The 15,366-nt window shown below is 43.4% G+C and carries 16 protein-coding genes; 3 read left to right on the top strand and 13 right to left on the bottom strand.

Going from position 1 to position 15,366, the window contains the following annotated elements; translation table 11 throughout:
• Positions 1–310: 310 nt before the first annotated feature.
• Positions 311–490 carry an MM0924 family protein gene (locus tag MSMAS_RS02010; protein ID WP_011032875.1) on the top strand — a complete coding sequence of 60 codons (180 nt, stop codon included), beginning with the start codon at positions 311–313 and terminating at the stop codon, positions 488–490.
• A 216-nt stretch (positions 491–706) separates the two neighbouring features.
• Positions 707–883, top strand: coding sequence for an MM0924 family protein (locus MSMAS_RS19140; RefSeq protein ID WP_011032874.1), 177 nt, complete (start codon positions 707–709; stop codon positions 881–883).
• A 283-nt stretch (positions 884–1,166) separates the two neighbouring features.
• Here MSMAS_RS19140 and speB read toward each other — a convergent pair whose 3' ends face one another.
• From speB to MSMAS_RS02030, 3 genes are all read right to left on the bottom strand, one after another.
• Complete coding sequence (gene speB, locus MSMAS_RS02020; protein ID WP_011032873.1) at positions 1,167–2,042, bottom strand: agmatinase; 876 nt, start codon at positions 2,040–2,042, stop codon at positions 1,167–1,169.
• Positions 2,043–2,148: 106 nt separating this feature from the next.
• Positions 2,149–2,535 (bottom strand): translation initiation factor IF-5A, encoded by a 387-nt coding sequence (locus tag MSMAS_RS02025; protein ID WP_011032872.1) that lies wholly within the window; start codon positions 2,533–2,535, stop codon positions 2,149–2,151.
• A gap of 438 nt (positions 2,536–2,973) precedes the next feature.
• Positions 2,974–4,689, bottom strand: a complete 1,716-nt coding sequence (locus MSMAS_RS02030; RefSeq protein WP_226987691.1) for an aldehyde ferredoxin oxidoreductase family protein — start codon at positions 4,687–4,689, stop codon at positions 2,974–2,976.
• A gap of 156 nt (positions 4,690–4,845) precedes the next feature.
• On the opposite strand from MSMAS_RS02030, the gene MSMAS_RS02035 reads away from it, so the two are divergent.
• Positions 4,846–5,283, top strand: coding sequence for an NUDIX hydrolase (locus MSMAS_RS02035; protein ID WP_011032870.1), 438 nt, complete (start codon positions 4,846–4,848; stop codon positions 5,281–5,283).
• 33 nt (positions 5,284–5,316) lie between these two features.
• On the opposite strand, the gene MSMAS_RS02040 is transcribed toward MSMAS_RS02035, so the two are convergent.
• The 10 genes from MSMAS_RS02040 to MSMAS_RS02085 all read right to left on the bottom strand — a co-directional run bounded on the left by MSMAS_RS02040 (position 5,317) and on the right by MSMAS_RS02085 (position 15,250).
• Entirely contained in the window at positions 5,317–5,979 is a 663-nt protein-coding gene (locus MSMAS_RS02040; RefSeq protein WP_011032869.1) for a matrixin family metalloprotease, read from the bottom strand.
• A 442-nt stretch (positions 5,980–6,421) separates the two neighbouring features.
• Positions 6,422–6,919 carry a carboxymuconolactone decarboxylase family protein gene (locus MSMAS_RS02045; protein WP_011032868.1) on the bottom strand — a complete coding sequence of 166 codons (498 nt, stop codon included), beginning with the start codon at positions 6,917–6,919 and terminating at the stop codon, positions 6,422–6,424.
• Positions 6,920–7,060: 141 nt separating this feature from the next.
• Positions 7,061–7,996 (bottom strand): methanogenesis marker 7 protein, encoded by a 936-nt coding sequence (locus MSMAS_RS02050; protein ID WP_011032867.1) that lies wholly within the window; start codon positions 7,994–7,996, stop codon positions 7,061–7,063.
• Between the two features lies 1 nt (position 7,997).
• On the bottom strand, positions 7,998–8,597 hold the full coding sequence (locus MSMAS_RS02055) for a methanogenesis marker 17 protein (RefSeq protein WP_011032866.1): 600 nt from the start codon (positions 8,595–8,597) through the stop codon (positions 7,998–8,000).
• Positions 8,598–8,604: 7 nt separating this feature from the next.
• Positions 8,605–9,852, bottom strand: a complete 1,248-nt coding sequence (locus tag MSMAS_RS02060) for a methanogenesis marker 15 protein (protein WP_011032865.1) — start codon at positions 9,850–9,852, stop codon at positions 8,605–8,607.
• Positions 9,849–10,352 (bottom strand): methanogenesis marker 5 protein, encoded by a 504-nt coding sequence (locus MSMAS_RS02065; RefSeq protein WP_015411441.1) that lies wholly within the window; start codon positions 10,350–10,352, stop codon positions 9,849–9,851. Before MSMAS_RS02065 ends, MSMAS_RS02060 begins: the two co-directional genes overlap by 4 nt.
• Before the next feature lie 5 nt (positions 10,353–10,357).
• Entirely contained in the window at positions 10,358–10,801 is a 444-nt protein-coding gene (locus tag MSMAS_RS02070) for a methanogenesis marker 6 protein (RefSeq protein WP_011032863.1), read from the bottom strand.
• A gap of 168 nt (positions 10,802–10,969) precedes the next feature.
• Positions 10,970–12,547: a methyl-coenzyme M reductase-associated protein Mmp3 gene (gene mmp3, locus MSMAS_RS02075; RefSeq protein ID WP_011032862.1), complete on the bottom strand. Its 1,578-nt coding sequence runs from the start codon at positions 12,545–12,547 to the stop codon at positions 10,970–10,972.
• Between the two features lie 41 nt (positions 12,548–12,588).
• A complete protein-coding gene (gene atwA, locus MSMAS_RS02080) occupies positions 12,589–14,202 on the bottom strand; it encodes a methyl coenzyme M reductase system, component A2 (RefSeq protein WP_011032861.1) in 1,614 nt (537 codons plus the stop codon).
• Positions 14,203–14,449: 247 nt separating this feature from the next.
• Positions 14,450–15,250, bottom strand: a complete 801-nt coding sequence (locus MSMAS_RS02085; protein WP_011032860.1) for an HAD family hydrolase — start codon at positions 15,248–15,250, stop codon at positions 14,450–14,452.
• Between the last annotated feature and the right edge of the window lie 116 nt (positions 15,251–15,366).

The following is a 15,366-nucleotide window of genomic DNA, read 5'->3' on the forward strand; positions in this document are numbered from 1 at the left end:
TTCTCCTTTACGCAAATAAACCTGAAGTAAAATGTATATATTTCTTGCTTTATTTCCTGTAAAATCGCTGTCTATCAATGATATGGGATTTTCTCACTTAAGCTAGATTTACCAGTTAATTTTGAAGGCTCTGCATCAGGAAAATCAAGATTAGTTTTTAAATAAACTTATAAGGAATGAGCAGTTAGTTTAACAGGGTACCTGTTTCTATTGTATCGGTTTGATAACCTGTATCCAGACAATAAAGCAGGAACAGCCGAATAAACAAAACCAGTTTCCCGAAAAGGGAGATCAGCAGGAGTGTAAAAGTATGATGCAATCTTTTATAGTGGAGCACTATCTCGAAAGTGCTGTAGACGTTTACTGTGGCGGGCCGGACATTTTCAAAGGAAGCGTAAAAGCATGTGCAGATAATGTACTCACCCTCGAAAATGATGGAAAACTGACACATATAGCCATTGATAAAATCATAGCTATGTGGCCGCAGTAATTTCGAATTGCAGATTTAAGGTGATATAACGCGGCAGACAGGGAAAAAAAGGACATCCATAATCCTTTTTTGAGCTATCTGTATCGCTGAATAATTCTATGGATTGAAGGATTAGCCCGGGTTTTTTGCTCAGCCAGGTTTTTATTCTCCATTACCTGGGTGGAAGCTGATCCTTTATTCCACAGGAGCGAAAATGAACACACCGAGGTGCAGAAAATGCAGTGTTTTATAGTGGAGCACTATTTTGACGAAGTTTTGGATGTTTACTGTGGGGGTTCAGACGTTTTTAACGGAAAGGTTAAAGCCTGCGCAGATAACGTTCTAACTCTTGACAAGAATGGAAAATTCACGCACATAGCAATCGATAAGATCATAGCGGTCTGGCGTGCATAAAAGGGAAAACGAGCATAATCGAGCCAGTTTTTTGAACCGAAAGCTGTCAGATAGAGCAGTTGAATAACAGGACTGAGTAGCAGAAAAGTCTTTGAATGGAATATTTTTATCCATCCCCGAATTTTCTTCATTGGGCTGAAACTGCTCTATCAGTGACGGTTATTTTGAATTTCAACAGTAAATGCTTCCTGAAAGCTGATACTGAGAGCTAATATTTTCCTGTTTTTACCGTTTTACCTGCAGTAGATTTACAGTTCATAGCTCATGTTTTCATTCTATCCTTTTATTTTTTGATGCAGCTTTTTGCATGAGAGGCAATAAATTCTCTCATAAGTTTTGCTCCGAGCATCGCTGTCTGTCCGGAGTCGTATTCAGGGGCAATTTCAACAACATCGAAAGCCATTGAGTAAGGGGCAAGGGTCCTTATCGCAGTCCTGACATCCCTGGCACTCAGCCCGAAAGGTTCAGGTGTTCCCAGTCCGGGGGCATACGCGGGATCTATTGCATCCATATCAAGGGAAAGGTAGAGCTGGCTGCAGTCAAGCGATTCAATCGCTTCTTTGAGGACTTCTACCATGCCTATGGATTCAACATCATCTGCCGTGTAGTATTTCAGCTTATTTTCTCTGGCAAAAATCCATTCTTCTTCGGGCCCGCTCCTTATACCTATAGAAACGAGATTATCCGTGATATTTTCCAGAATATTCCGGGATACACATGCATGGTTGTGTTTGAACCCTCTGTACTCCTCCCTGAGGTCAAAGTGGGCATCAAGAATAAGGACTCCGAAATCATCCCCTGCGAATTCCGCACAGGCTTTGACCGTAGAATAAGTCAGGGAGTGCTCGCCCCCAAGCATAATAGGAAGCTTTCCGTTGTTCAGCAGAGCCTTTACCTCTTCGTAAAGGTCTCTCAGGGTCTCGTCAACCGAGGCTGAAGTTTCCAGGTTTCCTGCATCATATATCGGAAGGTCTACAAGGTCTATGTCGAAAACCGGGTTATAACTCTCAAAATTTGCAGAAACCTGCCTCATAGCATCCGGAGCCCAGCGGCTGCCTGCACGGTATGAAGAGGTATTATCAAAGGGTACGCCAAAAATTACGTAGCGTGCAGATTCGTAGTCTGCGAGGGCATCTATAAAGGAATTGGGTAAAAACATACTCTTACCTGATGTAAATTATACCTGATGTAAATTGTTTAATTAGTAAAAAAGAGAACTCAGGCTCTGTATTAACCTGAGTTTTTGTTTGTCTGTTTTTCAATGATTACGTCCTTATATCGAGTTTGACCTTTCCGAGGGCTGTGATATAGGATACCTCTTCACCCTCTTTCACTCTGTCCTTTAATTCATCAGGAATCACGATTTCAAAAGTTGAAAAGTCTCCCATGTCCATAAGCTGGGCAATGTCTCCGGTGATTGAGATAACCTGTGCACTCTTTCTTTCCACGATCGGGACATAAACTTTGTTTGCTACGGACCCGATATAGGAGCGCTTCTGGCCGTCAAAAAGGCCTATTGCCTCTACTCTTGCCTTTGCTGCTCCGTGTTTCCCGGGTTTTGACTTGGTAATGCTTTTTATCACACATGCTTCATCGTCAATAATTACATATTTTCCTTCTTTAAGTTCCTTTACTTCTACCTGCTGTTTCATAGTGATTCTCCCTTACATTTTATATATTTATAATAAGCTGTAAACGTCATACCGGATTTGATCTAAAGTTTTCAGCGCCAATTCCGGTGAAGTGGTATAAGAAGGCTTTTTTAATTTTTAAGCCTGTCTACCCTTTCATCCATACTTTACTTAACTGCTCGTATAGAAAAGCTGGAAGTAATTATTATCTGAATGCCTGTGCAACCTGACAGGTCGAGACTAATACGATTAATTATCCTAGAGTATATAACGCTTATGCGAGATTTCGTTTTTCCAGACATAATTTCAGAGGATTTCTCTCGAAAAACCGGACAGTTTTATTTATTTGAGTAAAATATTACTTTTCAAAGTTCAAAGGCGATTATTATTAATTTCTGTGGACATTTTTTCTTAGAAATTTAAGATTTGCCCAAAATCCCTTAATTCTTCTCAATTTTTTCAGTATGCGATTTCCAGTTCTTCAAGCTTTTCCTGGAGAGGCACGCCTTCTCTGTCCCAGCCCCTGTAATGATAATACTCCCGGAGAGCTGCGTTAAACTCCTGCTTATCTATTCCAATTCCTTTCCATTCACTCGTTTCGAACAGCCTTTGCGGGAGTGTATCATCTTCTCGAGAGAATCCTGCTTTTATATTGTAAACTCTTTCAAGATTCCAGATCCTTTCCCCAGCCTTCAGGAGTTCTGCAGGAGATATTTTTATTCCTGTCCCGGCGTATAATAAAGCTGAACAGAGTTCTTCGCCTACGGCAAAAACCGAGAACGGGCAGAGTACAAGAGAATCAAGCACAGCAGTCATGTTTTCAAATGCCTGCAGGATTCCGGCTTTTCCTTTAAGGCTGAAGCGGTCCAGCATCAGTGGTTTTCCTAGAACTTCCGGCCCTACCATAAAGGCTGTAAGATAATCTCCGCCGTGGCAGGAAGTCGCGTAAGCCAGAGCCTGACCTTTAATCCCCCTGGGGTCAAACCCTGCGAGTTCAAGCCCTTTTACATCCATGCTGATATCTTCTCTCCCCCGGCTTGAGAGATATTTTCTGGCACCTTCCCCGGCTTTGCCTCCTTCTCCCATTTCTTCAAGCAGACCTTCAAGTTCTCTTGCCTCTATTTTTTCTGATTTGAGTTCTGCCAGAGCGCCAAGTACCGAACCCGCAGAAACAGGGTCAAGCCCGTAGTCTTTGCATATTCTGTCTGCCAGGAGCACGGAGTTAAAGTCGGGGTTTTCAAGGTTAAATCCGAAAGCCCATAAAGAATCGTAGTCAGGAAGAATTTGCCCTGTTTTTTTTATTCTCCGTTTACAGCTCAGGGGGCAGGAGGGGCAGCTTTCTTTTTCGAGATTAAAACTGGCTTTTATATACTCACCTGAGAAACGGTCAGCAAAAGAAGTCCTTCTTTCGGAAAAGTTTCTTCCCGGGATGAGGTCCATATAGTCCAGCAGCTTGACAAATGCAGGAGTGCCGTAATTTGAAAGCCCTTTGGAAAGTACAGGGTTTGCTTCAAAAAGCTTCAACATTTTTGCCCTGAGATCCCCAAAACTCTCAGGGCTGGCAGGCAGGATCTCTTTTTCACCCTTTACAATCACCGCTTTCAACATCTTTGAGCCTGCAACAGCTCCCAGGCCTCCCCGGCCGCTGTGAATGGAATCAATTACAAAAGAAGAAATAAGGGCTCCCTTTTCTCCTGCCCTGCCTATACAGGCTGCGCTTCCTTTATTTTTCAGGGCTTCGGTACATGCTCCCGTATTTTTACCCCATAAATGGTCTGCCTGCCTGACTTTTATCTTCTCGCCCTTTACCTCCACAAGAGAAGGCCTCTTTGCTTTTCCGGTAATGACAAGCGCATCAATTCCAGCTGTTTTCAGTTCCCTTCCAAAGCCTCCGCCTGTGTTCCAGCTGAATACCGTGCCTGTGAGGGGGGATTTCGATGTAACAACTGCACCTGAAGACATGGGAGCAAGTCCCGTGATCAGCCCTGCAGTGAAAATAAGTGGATTTAACGGGCTGAGGGGATCAATATCAGCATCTGCCAGTTCGGAAAGCAGTTTTACTCCGAGCCCTCTCCCCCCAAGGTAATTGAGGACTAACTTTTCATCAGTCTCTACAGCATTAACCGATTCCGAGCCAAGGTCTATATATACTGTTTTTCCTGTCCGGTAAACCATATCAAAATCCCTTTTCATATCTTTTAATCTTTTCTGGGCTTTCTTGATGCTTAAATTTTGAAAATGCTTTTTGAGAATGAGCTTTAATTGTAATTTTTACCGTGAAAATCTTGAAAGAGCCATTCTTTAAGGCAGAGAAATTGTAGATAATATTACATGAACCTGGAGAAACCTTATATCATTTCCGTATATGCTCTCATCCGGAACGAAAAAGGGGAATTTCTGCTGCTCAGGCGCTCGGAAAATTCCCGCACCAATGCAGGAAAGTGGGACCTTCCGGGAGGAAAGGTAAACCCGGACGAGTCTCTTAAAGAAGGGGTTGCGCGTGAAGTCTGGGAGGAAACCGGAATTACAATGGTTCCCGGGGATATTGCAGGGCAGGTAAACTTTGAACTCACTGAAAAGAAGGTCATTGCTATCGTGTTTGATGGGGGGTATGTTGTCGCTGACGTTAAATTGAGCTATGAGCACATTGAATATTCCTGGGTCTCGCTGGAAAAGATTCTCGGTATGGAGACGCTCCCGGCTTATTTCCGGGATTTCTTTGAAAGGTTTGATCGTGAGAACAAAAAACCTTCAAAGCTCTTTATTTAATCTGAGTATTGCATTTTTTATCCTTTGGATTTTTTATTCTTTAAAATACTCATCTTCGAGTTTTTTTCTTTTTCTTCGGCTTTTCTGCCAGCTTATCCCCAGGAAGAGCAGGACTGCAAGAGCTAAAAAAATTGCTGCACGTATCAGGCCTCCATACCTGCTCCACAATATGGGATTAATGTTATCCCTCATTTCATATTTCGGATACATTATATCCCTCGGGTTATCGCTGTGACCGAGACCAAGGGCATGTCCAAGCTCATGCTTTGAAATGCTGAGCATGGTTGAGTCTCCATACTGGCGCCATGACCTGCCCTGATAATTCCCAACCTCAAGTACTATTTCAACTTCAATGAAACGGTCTCCGGATATCCTCGGCTTTGCATAGCCTGCCACACCTGAAGGAGCGTCCTCTACTTTCTCAAGGTTTTCAACCCACCTTATCTTTATGTCAGCATTTTCGGAATCAACGATCTCAAAAACAGGGGTATAATTAAGGTTCCCGTTTCCTCCTTCTTCCCAGTATTCAAGAGCTTTTTCTACCTGTTCATAATATGTGGGGCTGTAACGGGAAGGGGTATTCTTATCGTCAATGTATACTGTGATTGGGGAATGGTCCCAGGGTTTATCGAGAATTTTTTCCGGGACTTCCCCGGATTCTGCGGAAACGGCAGGTATTAAAAATACTATCAGCAATAAAACGAAGGATAATATTATTAGATTTATTTTTTTTTGATTAATAAAGATGAGCCCCCGTATCAGCATTGATTTGTTTAAACTATTTTCAGGTATACTACTGTACAAACAGTATGGGTTCTGATTCGAGCCTGCGTGAGTTTGATGTTTACAGTTAATCTGGTATTTATAGCAATTTTTATGTTTACAGTTAATCTGGCGTTTACAGCTTGAGTTAATCAGTGTTAGAAATATATTTTTCAAAAAGTAGTTCCATGGTTATAATGACTTTGACGCGGATCTATTCGCCTGGAAACCTATCTGGATCTCAGGTTCACTTTTTGATAAAACAGACCAGAAAATGTCTTTAAAATCAAGTATTGAAAACTGGTTCTTTAATCCACCAGTTTGAAAAAGTTAAATTTCAGGTTTACATGTTTATTTCATTCATGCCTGCTTTCATTCATGTTTGCTTTATATGTGCTCCGGCAATATTGCATACCTCGCAGTCAGGGTCGTCGCATTGCTCTTTTTCTTCGTTTTTTTCTTCTTTATTTTTTCCATTCTCATCTGGAAATTCCGAAGCAAGAGCTCTTGTACTTTCTGCAAGCACCGCAGCATTTGACAGAGATGCCCCTATCATTATTGCAGAAAATATTTTTTCTTTTGAAATCCCTCTTCTTTTAGCTATTCTTACATGCATCTTCAAACAGTGTTCACAGCGAAGGGCAGAAGCCACTCCAATGGAGATAAGTTCCACGGTATCCTGGTCGAGATTTTTTACCTCCCGCATGATGGAGTTATCATAAAGGGTTTTCGGAATGAAGATCTCAGGGAGATCTTTCATAAAATTCATAATATAGGGGACTTCTCCATACTGCTCCCGAACGTCATCAAGGAGCTTAGGAATGACTTTTTGGGGATCATTTTTTAAAATTTCCACAATATCCTCAAGTTCCATATGAAACCACCAGCATAGATTAACGTGGAAACCGGGCTAGACCCATTTTCCGGGTCGGGTTTTACAGTTTTAAGGATAAGTGAAAAGGCACAAACCCAGTAAAAATGTAAAATGGATAGTTTTAGCTCAACAGAATCCGGGTCAAATTGCAAAACCTATGTCGGATTTAGATTTGATTTTTATCAATATATAATTTTTCATTTTTGATCGCGAAATATTTGCAAGCTCTGAAAGAGTAACCCCTTCATCAAACTCCAGCTTTTCTATCTTTTCATGGAATTGGTCATACGGCAGTTTTACCCTGACCCCATCGAGCTGAAGGGTAAGCGGGGCGGGAGAGAGCACAGTACGGATTTCCGGGACCTGATTTTCTATCTCTTTCATCACCCTTGCAGGAAGTACTGCCAGAGGATCTCTTGCCTGCTGTTTGCGAATACTGTCCGCTATTTTTGAAACCTCCTGGTTAAGATTCTCAAGGGCATTAACTTCCTCAGTTCTTCTTAACCTGTGGGAAACTCTTCCGATATTTCCTACGTAGAGGTCTGCTCCCTGAATATCCTCCGTTTTAAGATCTGAAGGCCCACCTGTCACCACAATGGGTATCTCTATGCCTTCAAAAAGTTTTGGCTTCTTTTTTGTGATGCAGTCACTGAAAGAGCCAAAGGTGAAAACTGCAATATCGTGCTCGTTAATCAGCTTCCTTTCGTAGTCCATTGAAAGGGATACCCTTCGCCCCATCCCTCGTGCGAGCCCTAACATGTTCGTATTGGCTCCGGGGTGACGCAGGTATTCTGCTACATCGCAGGCTGAGTGGGGCAGGTGATGAGAAGCAAGTGTTGGGGATACAACTGCGATTTCCACACCTGTTAAAGGCGCTTCCACCAGTATTCCAAGCAGTTCTTTAGAAAGTTTTTTCACAATATCAACGTCTTTTTCAGGCACAAGCATTATGAGATTGACTTCGGTCCCTGTAACCACTTTCTGAATTATGTATCCTCCAAGGTCTTCCATCAGCTCGATTAGAAGCCCGTGCTTATGGACTCCGCCGGTATAAAGATAGGGTAGGAGTACAGCCATCTTACTTTTTCCCTCCTTCCATTAATTCGTCTAGCATTGCTCCTGCTTCTTCGATCCACTCACGCTCTAATGTTTCTTCTGATGCTACAAATACAAAGCGATTGCCTTTATAAAGGTGGTAGCGCACCCTGAAACCCTCTGGTGTTACCCGGATTGCAAAGTCCACAAGGTTTTCATGAAGCCTGTGCCTGGGATCTGCAATCAGCATTTCTTTAATAAATTCAGCCTCTTCTGCAGGCTTATCCGTACTGATGGTCACTGTCCAGCGGTCCGGCTGACTGATGTTTGCTTTTCCGTAGCGTTCCCAGAGTTTTACAAGCAGTTCCGGGATATACTGTTCTTTTTTAATAGAGATCACTACTTCGCCGGCGACGGGTTTTGTTTCCACGTCGGCAATATCGATTGTCGTAACCCTGGTGCCTACATCCCTCAGGATGATTGCCATCTGGAAAAGGGAATCTTCAGGTCTCAGTACTACCTTGATTCTTCCTATTGCAGGGGCAAGCTTGAGACTCGCAAGGTTGTCCTCGATGATCTTTCTGTAAAACTCCGTTTCCGAATCAATTGCGGACTCGACAACAAAGGTCTCAAGCGAATCCATTTTGATCTCACTCCTCCACGAAGCCGGAAGCAAGAAGTGCTGCTCCTACTGCCCCTATCAGGTGGGAGTTTTCAGGAACAAGGACATCGATCTTGAGAAGCTTTCCAAGGGCTTTTGGAACCCCTTCGATCAGGGAAGAGCCGCCTACGAGAATCAGGGGTTCTTTTACGTCAACTTCCTGAAGCTGCTGCTCATAAATCTGCTCTACCACACTATAACATGCAGCAGCGGCTACATCTTCAGGGGTGGACCCTTTGGCAAGGGAATTTACAAGGGACTGAATCCCGAAAACTATGCAGTAGCTGTTCATGGATACATTTTCATGCATACCTTTAACTGCAAGAGCTCCAAGTTCGGTGATATCCACACCAAGTCTTTTTGAAATCATTTCAAAGAAACGTCCTGAAGCTCCGGCGCAGATCCCGCCCATTGTAAACATTCCCGGAATTCCATCTTCAACCGAGATCGCCTTGTTGTCCATCCCGCCTATGTCAATAACTGTTGCAGGCCCCTTCTGCCTGTCTGCGAGATAGACCGCTCCCTTTGAATTGACGGTTATCTCTTCCTGGATAAGCTGAGCGTTAAAATGGTTTCCTATAAGGAAGCGTCCGTATCCTGTCGTTCCCATAGCCTGGACTTCTTCCCTGGAAACTCCGGCTTCTTTCAGGGCAATAGAGTATGCTTCTTCAGCGCTCTCAATGACTTTTGTTGTCGGCACCCACCCTTTGCCTATTATTTTATTGTCCTTCATTACCACTGCTTTTGTAGTTGTTGACCCTGAGTCTATCCCGGCAGTAAGCCCGTGCTGAACTTCCCTTGTAAGGAGGTGCCTGCGTCTGACAATTGTAGTAAGGGCTTCCAGTCGGGTGAGCAGAGTACCTGCAGTGGTGCTCTCGGTAAAAGAGTAGCTAATAACCGGAATATTCGAGTGTCTATGGATGTACCTTCTGACCTCGTTCCGTACGATAGCTCCTTCTGCACAGCGAAAGCAGGTAGTGATAAAGACTCCATCGGCATTGGTTGTCCCTTCAACGACAGCTTTTGCCCGAGCCATCATAAGCCTCAGGTCTCCGCTTGCAACTTCAAGCCCGAAATCCCTGCCTATGGTGTCTATGGATGCAACGTCAACTTCAGGAAAAATAAATTTTGCTTTCACTTTGGCTGCAGCTTCATCAAATTCAGGCTGGACTCCCGCATATTCGGAGCCGCAGGACACCAGGGCAATCTTGACAAGTCCGGATTCTTCAGTGCTCATTTACTGTCCTCCTCTTCAGCTGTTTTTTCTTTGTCTGCCTTATTACTTTCTTCAGAATTTTCTTTAGGCAATGATTCCAGGAATTCTGCGATCTGGCTTACAAAATCCCGGGCTTCTTCACTGGATTCAGGATACTTTACTTCAAGTATGGGGACATTTTTTGAGCGGACCAGATATTTCATTAACTCATTTGTACGGTTACAGCCCACACAGCCAAAATTAGCAGGAGGATTTTCAACTATAATTGCAGCTTCGGTCTCTTCTATCAGTGGACCTATAAGTGACATCCTTCCTCTTACTCCGGCAGGCACTTCAATTGCAGCATATTTAAGACCAAGTTTAGGGTCTTCGGAAGTGATATTAATAGGGGGAGAGTCCAGGCCGATGTTTGTAACTTTTTCTCGTATCTGGTTCATCATGCTAAGGGGCCTGTGCCCGAAACGTTCAACAAGATCAGCAAGAATAAGACTGTTTATAGGGTAAATGAAAACCTTTACCAAAAAATTCACCTCGAAAGTTCCGCTTCAATAACTTTTTCAAGCTCCGAAACTTTAAGTCTGCGTTTCTCCTCTGGCTTCTCTTTTACACATCCTTTTGCTTCCAGGTCATCGAGTGCAGCCCCTATGGCAGGGAGCATCTCAACTTCTTCTCTCAGGAAATGGAATCCAGGTCTCGGACCTCCCCCCCGGCTTGCCCGGCAGCGTCTCTCGTCGCCAGCAGGAAATCCCCTATCTTTTATAAAAATATGGTTTTTATCCAGTTCCCGGATCTTTTCGGCCACTGATAAAACATCTTCTTTAGGACCTGTTACAATCAATCCAAAGCAGGTTTCCTTTACAGTAACCGGAAACTCTGATTCGTAAATCTTCATGGCTGCGTCTGAAGGCAGCACTTTATCCGAACTGATTACAATAACTTTCGTAATCTCTTCCTTTTTTATCTCTGTCATTTTCTGTCTCTCCTTAGCTTCGGGAGACTTCACCTGAAAAAAAATCAAAATATGTGAATCCACTCAAGCATCGGGTATTTATTTCGCTTATGTATTATTTTATTGTTGCATTACTTATCAATTTATGCGGCTATTTTTATACTTCACTAATTATTCTTATCCCTGTTCTCAATTTTTCTGGCCACCATTTTCTTTGCGTGCAACTTCGGTTATGTATATGGCATCTCCTTCTTTGATGCCTTTGAGTCTGTCAGGCTCGACAATTCTGCCGATAATGTTTGTGGAAGAGAATTTCTCTCCTGTGGGGCCGAAAAGATCGTCATCTATAAGTCTGACTCCTATTGTACCCATTCTCTTTGCTGCCTGGTTTGTGATTCCTATTTCCCCAGCCAGTACTTTCTTCTCAGGCGTGTTTTCAGGGAGGATTTCCTTATATTTCACCATTTCCTTTTCCGTTTTAAAAAGGTAAGTGGTCTCGTATATCATATGAACGGGAAGTTTTCCGACGGTTTTGGTTTTAAGATCAAGAGCGTGGCGGAAAAAGTCAATAGATTTTGGAGCTATCTCCGTATAAAGTTCAACCTCGATGAGTTTTGTCCTGGCTACGGCATATGCCTTTACTTTAGCCTCTCCGAGAATTTCCAGGGTAGTTGGGGGTTCCTGCCTGACAATCACCGAATTTTCTCCGGCGTAGCCTTCTTTTATCAGTTCAACTCCAATAGAGGAAAGTAAAGGCTCCACCTCTTCAAAGCTGTGCCCTAGAAGGACGATCTGGGGAGGAAGACTTTCTACTGACAGTTTTTGCCCCTTTTCTGCAAGTTTTATGAGTTCGAGCCCTTTTGTTACCTGTCCCACGACAGAATGCACAAGGCTTGAAGGGCGTTCTTCTCTTGAAATATATATTCTACCTGTCCCGTATCCAACTGTCCTTACCGAAATGGCACCTTCTCTTCTCTGCTCAAAATTTTCATAAGGAGCAGGCACTTCCCTGAGACTGTCGTCAGAAATAAACGAGCTGGTAACCGCATCTACTTTAAGTGTCCCTTCACGGGTCAGGGCATAGAAATGCTCTGCCCCCACAGGAGCATTTCTGGAAAGCTCAACCTCAAAATAAGTATATACACTGTCCTCGTCTTCGAGAGGGGTCGAGAGGTCGGTAGTGCATGTTTTCTCTGTAATCCGTTCCCATTCTATAACAGGCTCTATGCTCAGGATAGAATCTTCTTTGGAAATCTTGGAAATTATTTTTCTCCCGGTTACAATGCTTGCAAAAACACCATCATCAGGAGACCCATACTCGGCTGAATGTCTTTTCCTTGACAGGATCAGATGAGTATTGTGCGGATCAAACCCTCCAGCTCCGAAAAGGACATCAAAAGCTTCAAAGTTTCCTGTTTCACGCGAAGGTTTTATATCGGCTTCAAAAGGTCCGAAAGCCAGAGCTTCAGGGCTTTCCCAGTGGATGTCCTTTCCTTCGTATTCTTTATAATGTTCGGCCCATAATTTTCCTGAGGTTGACTCGGGGTCTTTGATTTCTATCCTCAGCTCCCCTTTGGGCGTATTGATAGCGTATTCGGTGATTTTCTCCGTTCTCTTTTCAGCGGCTTTTTTGAGAATCCCAATCGCTGCACCGGCTATGTAGGGGGCTCTGGAAACTTTAAGGGCGTCTCCAAGGGTAGAGCCTGCGGGCAAAGTGTAAACCTGCCCGTTCACCTCTACGCTGATCTCATTACTCGTAATCGGCACCTCATTTTAGTATTTTTCCATACTAAGAGGTGGCAGCATATTTATATTTCTTCTGCAGCTTTGATCTTTTCTTCTTCTGTAAGCTGGGAAAGTACGTTCTTTGGCTGACCTATATCCACTATCTTCCCATCGCGCATAAGTGCGACGCGGTCGCAGATCTCATTTACAAAGTCCATATCGTGCGAGACAATAACAAACGTTTCTCCGATTTCTTCTCTGGCTTTAAGAATCGAATTTGTCACCGCAACTTTTGTAATTGGGTCCATTGTCCCGGTTGGCTCGTCCATAATGACGATTCTTGGCTCCTTGATCAGAACCTGCGCAAGTGCAATCCTATGCCGCTCCCCTTCACTCATTTCATCGGTCATTTTGGGTAAAATACTTTTTGCCTTGTCTTCTTCAAACCCTGCGGCTTTAAGAGTTATTACGGCTTTTCTTACCCCCAGTTCAAATGGGAGGTCAAGGCTGATGGATTCTGTAAGGTTGTCTATTACGGAACTGTGGGTGTAAAGCCCATATTCCTGGTGCAGGAATCCCATGTATTTCGTTGCCCTGCCTTTATTATCAACTCCCAGTTTTGTCATGTCCACCCATTCGTCTCCGATGCGGACTTCGACTTCTCCTGAGGTTGGCGGTAAAATCCCCATAAGGATTTTTGAGGTCGTGGTCTTGCCTGCCCCGCTTACTCCGACAAGTCCGAATATTTCTCCTTCCTTCACTTCAAAAGATATATTGTCAACAGCCCTTACAACGCCCCTGTCAACTGAAATATAACGTTTTGACAGGTTCCTTACGCGGATAATAGGCTCCCCTACCAGGACATTCCTGTCCTGCCTGACCATGGATGCACTTTGCATAAAGACTGCAGAAACCTCAAGCGGGTTTCCTTCCTGAACGACTTCCCCATTTTCAAGCAGGATTGCCTTATCTGCCAGTTTCTCTATTACCTCGGGCCAGTGTGAGGTGAGCACCATGCTCATATCGTAGTTCTTGACAGCTTTTATAATAGCTTCATGAACCAGTTTTGCCGTCATGGGGTCAAGAGTCCCTGTGGGTTCGTCTGCTAACAGCAGCAGGGGGTTCCTTACGAGCTGCCTTGCAAGTACAACCCTCTGTTTTTCTCCTCCCGACAGCTCCCTTGCAACATGCATCATGCGGTGGCTTAAGTTTACTTCTTCAAGGAGTTCAACTGCCTTTTTCATGGCGTCATCTCCCTTATACCCGATTTCATTAAGGGAGTTTATGACATTTACAAGAACTCTTTCATCACCATAAAGGGCAAAGGTTCTCTGGAGCATGATTGCAATACGTTTGGTGATATCCTTTCTCACCGGATCATAAAGAGAAAGTTTTATGAAATCGGCTTTAAATGACTCAAGAGTCTCGCCACAGACCGGGCATTTCTGTCCTACTCTGCTTGGACGTTCTATATATCCACATTTTTCACAGCGGGCCAGATGATATATTACTTCGCCTGAGATGTTTTCAAATGATTCTGTCCCGCGCAACACATGCATCAGGATTGTTTTTCCGGATCCGCTTTTTCCCAGAATTCCAACGACTTCCCCTTCGTTGATCTTTAAATTTACGTTTTTCAGAGCTTTGAGACCGTCGAAGTCTACAGTTAGGTTTTTAACTTCAATAAATACTGGCATGAATTTTCCTCCGCAATAATGAGCTGCATATGAATCTGGTGGCTTTCTCCCGCCTGCCTGGGCGTATCGCTCAAGAGTGAAAAGTAATTATCTCAAAGTGGAATTTTGCACTAACATGACCAATAAATTTCACACATATGGGCAACAAGTAGATAAGAATAAACATTACATAAACATAACGCATTATTTTGTCACTGTGAACATTGATAACCAGCATCAGCTGGCAAAATTGCCGGATTTTTGCTCCTTATAATCCTTTTACCACATCCACAACTTTTATGATGTCGTCGAGCACCACATCTGCTGCTTTTCTGAGTTCTTCAGGTCTTTTGTCTCCCTGCTGGACTGTCATTATTCCCACGTCTGCTGCCCTGAGAGCCAGGATATCGTTAATTCCATCGCCTACCATAACTACTTTCTCATACCTGCTTTTAAGTTCAAGCACAACTTTCTCCTTTATAAAGGGGTCTGCAAAGGCAAAGACTCTTTCTACAGGGATATTTATTAACTCTGCAAGTTGCGCCAGTGCAGACATTCTATCCCCTGATGCTATATATGTATCCACTTCCATGGTCTTGAGTATCTGGACTGTCTGCAAGGTCTTGCTGAATACTTGCCCTCCTGTGCTGAGTACATAAGGTATTTTTCTTGCCTCAGAGTCCACTATCAGTCCTGCCGCAAGATAAATGCTGTCAGGGCAGCGGGCTGTAACCGCTTCGAGCACATCGTGAACATCTCCCATAAAGAGGGAAGAGCTTTTTATGATCTCACAGGCAATATCCGAGGTAAACAGCCCTTTTGAACAGCTTATGCCTATTGAAATCCTGTAGTCCCTTATAAATTCAAATAAAGTCATCTCTCTTTTTGAACGCAGGATTATCTCTTTCTCCGTATTAAGAGCTACCAGGCCGCAACCGTTTTTTTTCGCAACAATGGCAGTGCTCTCTATATTTTCGAGAAGGTTGCCTGTGCTGGATTCTTTTGCAACTCTGTACATATGTAGAAGAGTTCCGGCACTGTCAAAGACCACTGCAATTCGTCTGGCCATGTCAAATGATTATTCTATAAAATAAAAAAATCTTTGTGAAAACAGAAAAAAACAGGCGGAAAAAGGAATTTTATAAAAATAAATGAAGTAGTAAAGTTAAACCTTCCTTTTTCTTT

This window comes from Methanosarcina mazei S-6, assembly GCF_000970205.1.
In the GTDB taxonomy this organism is placed as follows: domain Archaea; phylum Halobacteriota; class Methanosarcinia; order Methanosarcinales; family Methanosarcinaceae; genus Methanosarcina; species Methanosarcina mazei.